We start from the raw sequence: 13,737 nt of genomic DNA, 5'->3' as shown, positions 1-13,737 counted from the left end.
ACACCTGCTAAATGAAATTAACCTTATTTTTTGCCTTTTTTTTATGTTTAACCGTTAATGCTTTTGCACAGCAACTTAGCATCAACGGCAAAATAACAGGCGAAAATGATAAGCCAATTCCGTTTGCATCGGTATATATTAAAAACACCACCCAAGGTACATCGGCCAATAGCGAAGGCAACTACCAGTTGCAACTAAAAGCCGGCACTTATGAACTGCAATTTAAAGCGGTTGGTTATGCGCAGCAAAGCAAAGTTATTACGCTTAGCCAAAGCCAGGTAGTAAACATTAACCTTAAAGCCGAAACCTATCAGCTTAAAGATATTACCATACACGCCGGTGGCGAAGACCCTGCCTATGCCATTATTCGCAAAGCCATAAAAAAACGTAAAACCTACTTAAACGAGGTAAACGCGTACTCCTGCGATATCTACATCAAAGGGCTTCAAAAACTCCTGGCCGCACCCAAAAAATTCATGGGTTTTGATGTGCAAAAAGCTACCAGCGAAGCCGGACTTGATTCCAGCAGAACCGGCATAGTTTATCTTTCAGAATCAGAGTCGAAGTACAGCTATATGCGACCCGACCTGGTGCACGAGGTACAGGTATCATCAAAAGTATCGGGCTATAACCGGGCATTTAGCTTTAATCGCGCCAGCGATATGCAGGTAAACTTTTACCAGAACTTTGAAAACTGGCAACGGATGAGCAATAGGCCATTAGTATCCCCTATTGCCGAAAATGCGTTGTTTTATTACAACTATAAATTAATAGGCGTTACCGTTGAAAACGGCGAAACTATCAACAAAATACAGGTTATCCCAAAACGCAGCTACGACCCTTGTTTTGAGGGATATATTTATATTTTGGATGATAGCTGGCGACTATCCGCACTGCAGCTTTACATCACCAAAAAGGCAAATATCAATTATGTTGATACCCTTAAAATAAACCAGCAGTTTTACCCAGTTGATAATAAAGTGTGGATGCCCGCTACTATTAAATTTGAATTTACCGGAGGACTACTGGGCTTTAAGTTAGGCGGATATTTCATCAGCGTTTACAAAAATTATGATCTTAACCCCGTACTTAACAAAAAGGATTTTGAGGAACGCATTAACATTACCCGGGGCCACGATAAGGACTCTGTTTACTGGGCAAATGAGCGGCCTATTCCACTAACCGACGAAGAAAAAAAGGACTACGAGGTAAAAGGAAAACTGGCCGCGAAACGTGAATCAAAACCATACCTCGATTCATTGGATAAAGCTAATAACACCTTTAAGCTAACCAACCTGCTACTTACCGGCATTGATACCCGCAACCGTTATAAAAAAGAATATTTTCATTACAACGGCATTTTACCATCCTTGCTATATAATACCGTAGAAGGCCTCACTATCAATTACGGGGCAAGCTACAGCAAAATGATTGATACTGTGAATGACCGTTTCCTGGTTGTAAATGCACGTGTGCGATATGGCTTTAGCGATCATTTGCTGAATGGCGTGGCCGGCATCAGCATCCCGGTAAACCGGATGACGTTGGCCTTTAACGGAGGATCTGACGTTACCGACCTGAACAGCCTGCAGCCTGTATCAAGCATAGTAAACTCGGTTTATACTTTATTCAGGCGAGAGAATTATCAAAAGCTGTATCAAAAACAATTTGCTTCAGCCTCGTTTTCGGGCAGAATTTACGGTGGTTTGCAAGCCGGGGTAATTGCCGAATGGGCCAACCGCAAATGGCTGCCTAATAGTACCGACTATAGTTTTTTCCATAAAACAGACAGGCAGTTTACCTCAAACAACCCTTTAACCCCAACGCAGGACTCGCCATTATTTCCAGAAAATCAATCTTTTAAAATAAGTTTTCGCGCCAGCTATGATTTTAGCAACCGGTATGAAACCTATCCGTTTGGCAGGCGGTATCTCCCCTCTAAATATCCTACCATCGGCGTTAGCTATACCAAAGGAATCAGCGGCATATTGGGCAGTGATGTAAGTTATGATCAGCTGAGTGCCGATATTTCCAAATCAGATATCGACCTGGGCTTTTATGGTCAAACCTCATTTTTTATCGGTGCCGGCAAGTTTTTAAATGCCAATAAGATTTACTACCCCGATTATAAACAATTTGATGGCAACCAATTATTGGTTTACAAACCAACATTCAACAGGTTCCTGCTATTAGATTACTACAACTTCAGCACGCCCGATAAATACCTGGAAGGCCACCTGGAGCATAACTTCTCGGGCTTTATCACCAACAAAATCCCTTTCATCCGCGATTTAAAACTGAAGGAGATCATCGACCTAAATTACCTGTACACCCCCGTGCTTAAAAACTATACCGAATTAGGCTTTGGCCTGCAACGCGGCCCGGTTAGGGTAATGTACGGCGTATCCTACAACAGCGGCAGCAATATAAGGAACGCGGTAAGGGTGGGAATATCACTTTAGTATCAAGTAGTTAGTATCAAGTATCAAGACCGAAGCATTGGTTTGTTGAAGTGTTTTTTTTGCGCGCTATTCAAAAATCTCGATACTTGATACTCACTACTTGGTACTGAAGGAAAAATCTTACTACTTGATACTTACTACTTGATACTATTCCGCTATATTAGCGTCCTTTAATTTTACTCATGAATATATTTTACGGAACAGGGGTAGCCATGGTGACCCCTTTTCAGGCGGATGGTCAAGTTGACTACGATGGGTTGAGAAACCTGATTGAACATTTGATTGATGGCGGGGTGGAATACCTGGTATCATTAGGCACAACCGGCGAAAGCGCCACATTGAGCGAGGCTGAACGAAAGCAGGTTTGGGCCTTTACCGCCGAAGTGGTAAATAAGCGCGTTGGTTTGGTTGCCGGCATTGGCGGTAATAATACTCATGAGGTTGTTGAGCAAATAAAATCATTCAATACTGCCGGCTACGATGCTATTTTGTCGGCAAGCCCGCATTATAACAAGCCAACACAGGAGGGCATTTATCAGCACTATAAGGCTATTGCGCAAAATTCGCAGCTGCCTATCATTTTGTATAACGTACCAAGCCGTACCGGCAGCACAGTTAGTGCCGAAACTACGGTACGTTTAGCAAAGGATTTTAAAAACATCATAGGTATTAAAGAAGCATCGGGCAATTTTGATTTGTTTAATCACCTGATGCGCGATAAGCCCGAAGGCTTTTTGTTTATATCGGGCGATGATCCGGTTACGTTGCCAATGATGGCTTTGGGCGCTGTTGGTGTAATATCAGTTATTGGCAACGCGTTGCCCCGCCAGCTATCTGATATGATCCGTTTGCTTTTAAATAACGATTATAAAGGTGCCCACAAAGCACACTATGATTTGATAGAGTTTACCCGCCTTATGTTTGCCGATGGCAGCCCGGCTGGCGTAAAAACAGCCTTAAAGCAATTAGGTGTTTGCGGCGATACTGTTAGGTTGCCTTTAGTGCAGGTTAGCCCGGCAACTGCCGAAGCGATTATTAAGGAAACGAAACGGTTATCTTAAACATAAATCATCTTTAAATAAAAAACCCGGTTATGATTGGTAACCGGGTTTTTTATTTAGTAAGATAGTTAAAAAAACAATCTCTTAGCTTTCTTTATTTTTTGATTCCTGAACCTCCAAACGGATAGCCTGCGCCAGGTTTTTCAAATCTTGCATGCCTTTACGAACACGGGTTCCGGCTGCACTGTTTCCTTTGTTGTAGAATTTGTCGGCGTCTGCCTCCAAAGAAGCTATAAGCTCTTTTACTTCGGTGAATTTTTTCATTTTTTAATTCTTTTGAATAATGAGGTTTATTGTTTTTAACTAAAGCTAAGCTATAATGTTTTTTTTTAATTAAAAACTTTTAAAAGCGAAAAATAGTGCCTTTAAAGTGGTTTTTTTCCACATTTTAAGGATTTGAGCTATTATGAATAGTATGAATTATTGATTATAAAATAGTAAATATGATTTTTATGTGTAACTATTTCCCAGTTTTTTTACCATACAAAACAATAATAACTATTAAATAATTAATTCATATAAAAAGCAGTGGTATTTTTATAAATTTCAAGTATTATGGCATTTGCAATACCCCAATAAATAGTAAAGCTTTAAATTAAGGAAGGGAGGCCCTGCAATTCAATAAAACCGATTTGACAAATAGCTAAAAAACGCGGCTGCGCACTTTTAGTGCTGCTGCCGCGTTTTAATTACCCATTCATGCGGGCCTGGTGAATTATAGCTACAACATTTTCAAAACGAAATATTGAATGTAAGCCCAATTTAAGCTAACACCGGCTTTTATCGTTGCGGTTCAAAAATTACGCTCATGTAACCCTCGCTGCCTTTTCTGCTGTGCATTTTCCCTACTACCTTGGCTACCGAATTGCTTGATTCGCTCAGCAACGAACCATGTTTGTCGGTTTTGTTACTAAAATCACCTACGTTGCCTTCATGGTTTGCCGATACCAGGCACCTGTTGGGGCCGCCGGAAAAAAATGTATTGGTAAGCGGAATTTCCCAGCCTACGTATGCACCGTTAGCATATGAGTTACAATCCGCAAATCTGAAAGCCCCCTGACTACCATAAAGTGCCATATCTTTTTTCTGAGCCACATATAAACCTGTCCAGTAAGCGATGTCTACTTCGCCACCGCCTAAATCTGTTACAGACCGTTTAATCAGCGTCTTATCCTCATGGGTTCCTTCAGCCGGGTTTACAAATTGAACTTTTTGCTTGCCATGTGTTAAATATTGATCGTTAAGCTTCAGGTCGTCGTCTGTCATGTTAATTAAAACCATGTAAACAACAGCATCCTTTTCCATCAGGTATAATAAAATCTCGGTTATTACAGCAAGTATTATGGTGGCTACAAACATTTTTGTTGCCTGTAGTGTAACACCTTTTATAGCTTTTACTACCGATGCAAGTCTTAAAAGCCCGGCAGCACGGGCGGCGCTATAAATATTATATGCTTTTTTCATCCAGGCTAATATGCCAATGCTTAACATAAGTTGCGCATATCCGGCAGGTGAACTGGTTAACTCTAACGATTGCATAATTTTCAACCTGTAGCTGATCATTTCTTTGAGCTTTTCGCCCGATGCTTCTTTCCATTCCTTAGCTTCCTCCGGGCTTATTGCCCAGGCAGGCATCACCTGAACGTCTGAAGCAGAATAGGTTTTTTCTAAAAACTGCCTCGTAAAATCAGGCAGCTCCTCATCTGTTAACTTCAGTTCGGCCTGTAATTCCCGAAGGTAGATTTTGGCCTGCTTATTTGCTTTTTCTCTAATCTGGAAAGGGCTTAGCGATTCATCTACCACCATATGTGCCCAGTCAATCCCTTTTACCTCTTTCTCGTGCCTGAAAATATCGGTCAGTAGGTCCTGATACGACATGCTTTTAAACTTGCCGATAAGCTCCTCGGCCTGTAGGGCTTCTGCTGTTAATTCTTCATGAGTTAATTCGGTTTCCATTTTGTTTTGATTTTAAGGTTTATAATTGTTTTTGCTTGTGATCCGTCTGCATTGCTAAGGTATGGCAGCGGCATAACCTGGTACAGGTTGAAAGAAGGGTTTTTTAATTGCCTTTTTTATCTTTTATTAACCGGTTTAAAAGCACAGATAAGAGGTAAATTACACCTACATAAAAGCTGTTTTAATTGATTACCTGGTGGATTTTACGGTATTATGGAAGTATGTATGTTTAAAGTAATGATTGTGCAAATAAATGCGGCCTTGTTATGGGCAATTTTCCTGGCCCGCCCCTTTAGCCTGCTGCCTCTTTTCAAATATTGGTTTATATTTGGTATAATAGCTTTTAAGGCAAAATTACCGGCAAAAGTTTCATAATTGATGTACGAAATTATAACCCAATCCTTACGTAAACTGGTTGACTTTACCGACGAAGAGCTTTTTACATTTATGCAAAGGCTTAAACCGGTAACGTTAAAAAAGTTTAGCTTTTATTTAAAAGAAGGCCAGGTTTGTAAAGGAATGGTTATTGTACAAAAGGGCTGCCTGCGTTATTTTTCCCGCGGCGAAAAAGGCGACCAAACCTTAGGCTTTGCCTTTGAAGGCGAATGGATTGGTGATTACGAAAGTTTTTTACTGCAAGCCCCATCGCATGATTTTATTGAAGCTATTGAAGATACCGAACTGTTTACCCTAAGCTATGCCGATATGCAGGGCTTGTACCAATACAGCCAGCGCTTTGAAAGATTTGGCCGTATCATAGCCGAAAACCTTTTTATCAGCACCGCCAGAAGCAACCGCAACCTGTTAACCCAATCGGCCGAAGACCGGTACATGGAACTACTGAGTAACCGGTCGCACCTTTTTGAAAGGCTGCCCCAACATTTAATAGCCTCTTACCTGGGCATTCAGCCGCAAAGCCTAAGCCGCATCCGGGCTAAGCTATCTAACAACACCAAAAGTTAACTTAGGTTAACAAATCCACTTCCGTTTTTAACCTTATATCATTTTTAGGCAAAGGCATTTGCCCCAGTTTTGTGCTGTGCACTTTTTGGTGCTCATGGTATCAACTTAAATTAAAAATGATATGAATCCCAACCAGGTTTTTTCGGCCGTCAGTTCCATCGCGGCCTTGCAATGGCTAATGCTTATCGCCCTCCCTAATTGGAAAGTTACCAGATGGCTAATTGACTACGCCGCTGTACCCTTATTGCTATCGGTTATCTATTGCATTTATATTGCCGGCTTTTTTAACATACCAGGTGGTGGTTTTAATTCCATCGGGCAGGTACGCGCGCTTTTCAGTAATGATAACCTGTTACTGGCCGGCTGGGTACATTACCTCGCTTTCGATTTGATGATGGGCTTCTCCATTATCAAATCGGCACAAACAAAAGCGGTTTCACATTGGCTGGTTATCCCCTGCCTGGCGCTTACGTTCATGTTTGGCCCTTGTGGCTTCCTACTTTACCAAATCATCCAAAAAACAAAAACAAGCAAATGAAAATGTTATTTAACCGAATTAAAAACCTGAGTCCTACTTTTTATTATTGCGGGTTAGGGCACCTGGCATTATTTGTATTAATGCTGATTATAGCACAGTTTGATCACAGGCAGCTAATGGGTATTAACCTATGGGTAAAGCCCATCAAATTTGCCATTTCTATAGCCATTTACTGCCTAACCTGGCCGTTAATTTTACAATACCTCCCCTTTGACAGGCTAAAAAAACGTTTTGCCAACTTCAGCGTATCTGCCATGACGTTTGAAATGCTGGCCATTGCCAGCCAGGCCGCCAGGGGGCAATTATCGCACTACAATGTAACGGGCCTGTATAACGCTATTTTATTTAGCGTGATGGGGTTGGTGATTGTATCACAAACGGTTTTCGCCATTTATGTGGGGTATATGTTTTTTAAGGTAAGGGCTGTACAGATAAGTCCGGCTTTATTATGGAGCATCCGGCTCGGGATCATCATGGCCTGCATATTTGCTTTTGAAGGCGGCATAATGGCTTCCAGGCTGGCGCACACCGTTGGCGCTGCCGATGGTGGCCCCGGCTTGCCCCTCTTTAACTGGAGCCGTATTGCGGGCGATTTACGCATAGCGCATTTCATGGGCTTACACGCCTTGCAAATTGTGCCTTTGTTTGTGGTGTTAACCAACACTAAAAAAGCAAAGCCGGCAATTGTGTTTGCCGGCCTGTACTTTGTATTGGTATCCTTATTGTTTTACAACGCCATGCTGGGCAGGCCGTTGTTTTAAAAACTTGTAGAATGCTTTAAATGTCATATTTGTGAATAACCTTTTTTCATTATTATGTTCATCTTCAAAAATTATAAATGTGTCTGTAATACCCTATCTAATAATTATATTTGATCCTAAGCCTATGCCTTATTCGACAAAAAGATTCTATTAGAGTTCGATATCTTAATCATAATAATGATACTTTGTTGATGCAAAGAGCGCGCGTAGGTTATTGTTATCTCAATAAGTAGGCTAAAACGGAATTCATTTACTTAAATAAATTACAATAATCTTAGACTTAACACTTAATGAAAAATAATAAAATAAAAACCTTAGTTGGAATAGGCTTATTATTCCTTTTATCAATACTTTCCTCATTTAACCATAAAATGGGGCCTGAATATGATGTAGCGGCACTTTATCAAGGAAAGAATCTCAATGATGCAAAAATAATTACTGATGATGGTTTAAAAGATGCCGATGTCGTGCTTTTTCCACTGAAGTTACAAACGGGAAAATATATCGTTAATGTAACGAAGAAAGGGAAAGACATTTATAAAGTAGATGGCAAAGATATATATATTGAAACTAAATATTGCTATGAGTATGCAACAGGGGAAGAAGCTGTTTTAACCATCGAATCAAGTTATGGATATACAATAGGTAAGATAAAATTTTAATTGGATTTGCCTCCTATTAATTAGCACACCTCTTCGAGCATAAAAATAATGCCCATAATTTTGAATTACGGGCATTATTGGTTTCGCAATTATATTTTTTAAAAAATCTTCTGCAGCAATTCCGGATGATGCGCGTGTGTTTTTACAATCAGTTCGCCAAACAAGGTATTGGCCCAGGCAAACCATTTACGGGTAAAGTTATTGGCATTATCCTTATGGAAGCCTTCGTGCATAAAGCCGGTGCCCGCGTGGGTGTTTTTAAGCATGTGCAGGCAACGGGTAATTTCCAGTTTATCTGTTGAGGTAAGCGCGCGCATGGTAATAGCCATTGGCCATATAAAATCAATCCCCACGTGCGGACCACCAATTCCTTCGGCAACTTTACCTTTAAAGAAGTAAGGATTATCTAAGCTTAAAACAAACCTGCGGGTGTTTTGATACAAAGGATCGGTAACCGGTAATGAATCGAGGTAAGGCAGGGCCAGCAGGCTTGGTACATTACTATCGTCCATTAATAAATAGTTACCGTAGCCATCAACTTCAAAAGGAATTATTTTACCGTATTTAGGGTGATTTACCACGGCGTATTTTTTCAAAGCGGCATCAACTTCGGCGGCAAGAGCTTTACACTCAGCGGCAGTAGCGGCATCTTTACCTATCACGCTAAACATTTCGGCCATTTGCCTTAAGCTGGTAACCGCGAAATAGTTTGACGGGATGAGGAAGGGATAAATCGTAGCATCATCCGACGGACGGAAGATAGAGCAGATTAAGCCTACAGGTTTTACCGGGTTGCCATAGCCACGGTTTGGCGCGGTATCGCTGGCGGTTTCTGTTTTACGCTGAAAGTGGTATGGCCCTTTACCGTTTTTGCGTTGTTGTACTTTAAAGGTATCTAATATGGTTTTACCTGCCTTTTGCCACTCGGCGTCAAAAAAGCTGGTATCGCCGCTTGTTTTCCAATAGTTATAAGCCAAACGCACCGGGTAGCAAAGCGAATCGATTTCCCATTTACGTTCGTGTAGTTCGGGCTTCATATCGGTAACATCGCTATCCCATTCGCTGCCGGTTGGGCCTTCGTTAAAGGCGTTTGCGTAAGGATCAATCAATACACATTTAGCCTGGCGGCGCAGCACACCCTGAATCATTTTTTTAAGCTCCGGATCATTTTTAATAAGCGGCAGGTACGGCCAAACCTGCGCCGATGAATCGCGCATCCACATGGCAAAAATATCGCCGGTGATTACGAAGGTATCGGGCTTGCCATCCTTTTCAGAATAGTTAACGGTAGTATCTAAAGTATTGGGGTAGCAGTTTTCAAAAAGCCAGGCAATTTCCGGGTCTTTAATATCCGCTTTAACCTTTTGTATGGTGGCCTCAACAGCCTTGCTGGTAAATTTACGGTCGGCCGGTTTTGGGCGATGACTTTCAAATGCAGGCATAGTGGCCGCGCTAACCCATTTTGGTAAGGCGCCCAAACCAAGGCTCGCGGTAGCAGCAACACCATTGATCTTGATAAAACGTCGTCTGGTAATCATATAGGTAAATTGAATTGGTATATTGTAAAAATATAAAAGCCTTTGATTATCCAAAAGAAAAATTGTGCTATTTTATTTATCTAATACCTTTTAGAGTATCAAGTAGTAAGTATCAGGTAGTAAGACAAAGGAAGCAAAGAACTCGCTTGAATTGCTTTAGGTAGTTACTTATCGATATAAACGCAACATTCATCGATACTTGTTGCCAGGCTGCTTTGCCTGCCCTTACTTTAGCATTGTAAATAAATGATTAATTAAAAACGCATGAATAAATAACTACTATGATTCCCGGTAGGGAGATCTGTTTTTGCAGATTAAAATCACTCTTGTCGTTCTTTAATGTTTCTTCATTGCTTAAGAAGATACTTTCAGTTAATAGTTAATTATGAAATAGCGCCCGCTGGGAGTGCGGCGCTATTTTACTTCTCCCCTTACCTGGCTATGTCTTTGATCTTTACTCCAAAAATCCTTTATCTCAAAGTCCGCCAGTCCGCAGGTCTAATAGTCTTTCCTCTTTTGTCCAAAAAGTCCTTTGTCCGCAAGTCCAAAAGTCCTATTTTTCCGGTATGCATCATCCCGAAGAAAACCCCTGGAAAATAACTGCCGAAAAAGCCATTTACGATAACCCCTGGATCAATGTAACCGAATACCAGGTGATCAATCCATCTGGTAACCCGGGCATTTATGGTAAGGTACATTTTAAAAACCTGGCAATAGGTGTACTGCCTTTAGATGATGAGCTGAACACTTACCTGGTAGGACAATATCGTTTCACCATTAACCAATACAGCTGGGAAATGCCCGAGGGAGGCGGTCAGATAGGCGTTGATCCATTAGACTCCGCCAAACGCGAGTTATTGGAAGAAACCGGCCTTAAGGCCGGGCAATGGACAGAAATTCAACAACTGCACCTCAGCAATTCGGTAAGCGATGAATGGGGCGTAATTTATGTAGCCCGCGGCCTAACCCAGCACGAGGCTGAACCCGAAGATACTGAACAACTCATCGTTAAAAAAGTACCATTCGCGCAGGTATATCAAATGGTTTGTGATGGAGAAATCACCGATTCGATGACGGTAGCGGCGGTGCTTAAAGTGAAATTATTACTTGCCGAAAACCGTTTATAAATACAGGTTTCCAAAAAATACCTAAATTTGGCTGTCGATGAAAAAGTTTTTTGGGTATTTACTCACTCCTATAGCAACCGGGGCCTTCTTGCTGGTATTGGTTATATTTCAGCCTATACAATGGGTGTGCTTTCGCTTTTTTGGATACGCCGCGCACAAACGCGCGGTTGATATACTTAACCTTTGCCTGGTAAGCACCGTGTACCTTTTGGGTAATTCGGTAACGTTTACCAACAAACAGGATTTACCTTTAGGCCGGCCAATTATCTTTTTGGCCAACCACCAGGGCTTGCTGGACATTCCACCACTCATTTGGTACCTGCGTAAGTACCACGCCAAGTTTATCTCAAAAATTGAACTGACCAAAGGTATACCATCTATATCCTATAACCTGAAACATGGTGGTGGTGCTAATATCGACAGGAAAGACTCGCGCCAGTCAATGACCGAACTATCCAAACTGGGTATCCGGATGAAAGAAAACCGCTGGTCGACGGTGATTTTCCCGGAAGGAACCCGCTCAACCGATGGAACAGTAAGAACATTTCACCACGCCGGCATATCTATGCTATTAAAAAAATGCCCTGAAGCTTTACTGGTACCCATTGCCATCAAAGACTCCTGGAAAATGATACAATACGGTAACTTTCCTCTTAACACCTTCACTGCCATGTACTGGGAGGTACTTACCCCTATAGAACCCGCAGGCCGCCCGGTCGACGAGTTGGTACTGGAGGTGGAGAATTTAATCAGAGCGAAACTGGCGCAGTAGATTTTTCAGATGTGCAGATATGCAGATTTCAAATGTGCAAATTATAAATGTGCAGATGAAGGTATTTCTGGATTTCTATCAGTCATTTTTTTTCTTAAAACCGAGATTAAGCGGATTCATCAGAATTTTTGGACTTGACTCCCTTGCCGTATCTCTGTTTTTTTAGTCATGTAATCCCTTAATCTGAAAAATTCTGGTTCGTGCAAATCTATCTGCACATCTGAAATTTGCACATCTGCATATCTTCTCCCATCTGCACATCTGAAATCCGCACACCTGCATATCTTCTCCCATCTGCACATCTGAAATCCGCACACCTGCACATCTAAAATTACCATCCTGTTGATAATCAGATAAATGTTAACAAATAAATGACAACATATTAACGTTAATATGAAAGCGAATCGCTTATTTTTATAGACCCATAAAACGGGTCATTAAAAATTAACTTAAATCAATTTTTATGATCTGGAGAAAATTCAGTGGCGAGGTGATCCAAACGCCCATCATGGAAGAGGTTGAAAAGGCAATTGAACGCGAAGCCGCCCTTGGTAACAAGCTAAAAGTATGTATCGGTACAGATTCGCAGGTGAAGGGGAGCGTTACCGATTTTGCCACCGTTATTGTGTTTTTGCGCGAAAAGCGCGGCGCTTTTATGTTCATTCACCAGGAGCGCACCGCTCAGAAAATGAGTATCAAAGAAAGGATGCTGAGCGAAGTTCAAAAATCTATTGACATTGCTTACAAACTTTGCGATTTGCTTGACCTGTATGATGTGGAACTGGAAGTACATGCCGATATTAACACCAACCCTATGTTTAAGTCAAACGCGGCCCTGCACGAAGCTATGGGTTACATCCTGAGCATGGGCTTTGTGTTTAAGGCTAAACCCGAAGCTTTTGCAAGTTCATATTGCGCCAATAAAATAGTGCATTAAAAAACGCAAAACTAAAAGGGCTGTTTCTATATTTGGTTTTATAAAAAACCAAATGTTGCTATGTCGCCATTAATTGAAATTAACGACCCGGCTTTGGCCGGCCCGAATACTATACTTATCGACGCCCGCGCCGGGAAAGACACGCACGACCGCTATTTGGCCGGCCACCTTAAAAACGCGGCCTATGTTGACCTTGACCGCGACCTTGCCGCCCCCGTTACCGATGCCTCTCAAGGCGGTCGCCATCCCCTGCCCGATATTAATGATTTTGCCGCCCTGTTGGGCAAATTAGGCATTACGCCCGATAGCCATGTTGTTGTTTATGATGATAAGTCGGCCGCTTTTGGCGGTGCCCGTTTTTGGTGGATGCTTAAGGCCGTTGGTCATCAAAATGTACAGGTGCTTAATGGTGGCTTACAGGCCGCAAAAGATGCCGGTATTGAACTAAGTACCGAAGAATATACCCCAACCCCGGTTGCAGCATATCCTGTCCCTACGGGCTTTACAGGCACAGTGACCATTAAAGAGGTAGCCATAGCCGCCCATGACCCTAACCGCATTGTAATTGACGTGCGCGAAACACCGCGCTACTTAGGCATCACCGAACCGCTTGATTTGATTGCCGGCCATATTCCCGGCGCGTTTAACCTGCCTTATGTAACCAACTTAGGTGCCGATGGCAAATATTTAGATGCCGATACCCTGCGCAAAGCTTACGATGATGCCGTTGGACCGGTTGCAGCCGAGGATATTGTTGTTCATTGCGGATCGGGCGTAACGGCCTGCCATACTTTGCTGGGCATGGAGTATGCCGGCATTAGCGGCGCCAAAATGTACGTAGGCTCGTGGAGCGAATGGAGCCGCAGAGGGCTGCCTATTGGAACCAGCGAAAGATAGTTTTTTGGACTTTTTAGACTATGAGACTTTTGGACTTTTTGGACAAAGGATTTTTGGATAAAA

The 13,737-nt window shown here is 42.0% G+C and carries 13 protein-coding genes; 10 read left to right on the top strand and 3 right to left on the bottom strand.

Annotated elements, in window-relative coordinates; translation table 11 throughout:
• The first annotated feature begins 11 nt into the window (after positions 1-11).
• Both QWZ17_RS15065 and dapA read left to right on the top strand, forming a co-directional pair.
• Positions 12-2,462 (top strand): DUF5686 and carboxypeptidase regulatory-like domain-containing protein, encoded by a 2,451-nt coding sequence (locus QWZ17_RS15065; protein WP_290306081.1) that lies wholly within the window; start codon positions 12-14, stop codon positions 2,460-2,462.
• 182 nt (positions 2,463-2,644) lie between these two features.
• Positions 2,645-3,523 (top strand): 4-hydroxy-tetrahydrodipicolinate synthase, encoded by an 879-nt coding sequence (gene dapA / locus QWZ17_RS15060; RefSeq protein ID WP_290306080.1) that lies wholly within the window; start codon positions 2,645-2,647, stop codon positions 3,521-3,523.
• Between the two features lie 84 nt (positions 3,524-3,607).
• On the opposite strand, the gene QWZ17_RS15055 is transcribed toward dapA, so the two are convergent.
• Together QWZ17_RS15055 and QWZ17_RS15050 are read right to left on the bottom strand one after the other, a co-directional pair.
• Positions 3,608-3,787 carry a BF3379 family histone-like protein gene (locus QWZ17_RS15055; RefSeq protein WP_091145245.1) on the bottom strand — a complete coding sequence of 60 codons (180 nt, stop codon included), beginning with the start codon at positions 3,785-3,787 and terminating at the stop codon, positions 3,608-3,610.
• Positions 3,788-4,303: 516 nt separating this feature from the next.
• Positions 4,304-5,479: a hypothetical protein gene (locus tag QWZ17_RS15050; RefSeq protein WP_290306079.1), complete on the bottom strand. Its 1,176-nt coding sequence runs from the start codon at positions 5,477-5,479 to the stop codon at positions 4,304-4,306.
• 378 nt (positions 5,480-5,857) lie between these two features.
• Between QWZ17_RS15050 and QWZ17_RS15045 the strand changes: the two genes are divergently transcribed.
• From QWZ17_RS15045 to QWZ17_RS15030, 4 genes are all read left to right on the top strand, one after another.
• Positions 5,858-6,442, top strand: coding sequence for a Crp/Fnr family transcriptional regulator (locus tag QWZ17_RS15045; RefSeq protein ID WP_290306078.1), 585 nt, complete (start codon positions 5,858-5,860; stop codon positions 6,440-6,442).
• A 121-nt stretch (positions 6,443-6,563) separates the two neighbouring features.
• A complete protein-coding gene (locus QWZ17_RS15040) occupies positions 6,564-6,980 on the top strand; it encodes an ABA4-like family protein (RefSeq protein WP_290306077.1) in 417 nt (138 codons plus the stop codon).
• Positions 6,977-7,741: a hypothetical protein gene (locus QWZ17_RS15035; RefSeq protein WP_290306076.1), complete on the top strand. Its 765-nt coding sequence runs from the start codon at positions 6,977-6,979 to the stop codon at positions 7,739-7,741. Before QWZ17_RS15040 ends, QWZ17_RS15035 begins: the two co-directional genes overlap by 4 nt.
• 290 nt (positions 7,742-8,031) lie before the next feature.
• The gene (locus tag QWZ17_RS15030) at positions 8,032-8,403 is read left to right on the top strand and encodes a hypothetical protein (RefSeq protein ID WP_290306075.1); all 372 of its coding nucleotides are present in this window, start codon (positions 8,032-8,034) and stop codon (positions 8,401-8,403) included.
• 98 nt (positions 8,404-8,501) lie between these two features.
• On the opposite strand, the gene QWZ17_RS15025 is transcribed toward QWZ17_RS15030, so the two are convergent.
• Complete coding sequence (locus QWZ17_RS15025) at positions 8,502-9,941, bottom strand: glycoside hydrolase family 125 protein (protein ID WP_290306074.1); 1,440 nt, start codon at positions 9,939-9,941, stop codon at positions 8,502-8,504.
• A gap of 566 nt (positions 9,942-10,507) precedes the next feature.
• On the opposite strand from QWZ17_RS15025, the gene QWZ17_RS15020 reads away from it, so the two are divergent.
• From QWZ17_RS15020 to QWZ17_RS15005, 4 genes are all read left to right on the top strand, one after another.
• Positions 10,508-11,068, top strand: a complete 561-nt coding sequence (locus QWZ17_RS15020; RefSeq protein ID WP_290306073.1) for an NUDIX domain-containing protein — start codon at positions 10,508-10,510, stop codon at positions 11,066-11,068.
• Between the two features lie 37 nt (positions 11,069-11,105).
• Positions 11,106-11,840 carry a lysophospholipid acyltransferase family protein gene (locus QWZ17_RS15015; RefSeq protein WP_290306072.1) on the top strand — a complete coding sequence of 245 codons (735 nt, stop codon included), beginning with the start codon at positions 11,106-11,108 and terminating at the stop codon, positions 11,838-11,840.
• A 463-nt stretch (positions 11,841-12,303) separates the two neighbouring features.
• Positions 12,304-12,777: a ribonuclease H-like YkuK family protein gene (locus tag QWZ17_RS15010; protein ID WP_290306071.1), complete on the top strand. Its 474-nt coding sequence runs from the start codon at positions 12,304-12,306 to the stop codon at positions 12,775-12,777.
• 60 nt (positions 12,778-12,837) lie between these two features.
• Positions 12,838-13,674, top strand: coding sequence for a sulfurtransferase (locus QWZ17_RS15005; protein ID WP_290306070.1), 837 nt, complete (start codon positions 12,838-12,840; stop codon positions 13,672-13,674).
• Positions 13,675-13,737 lie beyond the last annotated feature (63 nt).

The sequence above is a fragment of the Mucilaginibacter flavus genome (assembly GCF_030409315.1).
Classification (GTDB): domain Bacteria; phylum Bacteroidota; class Bacteroidia; order Sphingobacteriales; family Sphingobacteriaceae; genus Mucilaginibacter; species Mucilaginibacter flavus.
The sequence above is the reverse complement of the archived record's forward strand: the minus strand, read 5'-3'. Positions and strand labels throughout refer to the sequence as shown.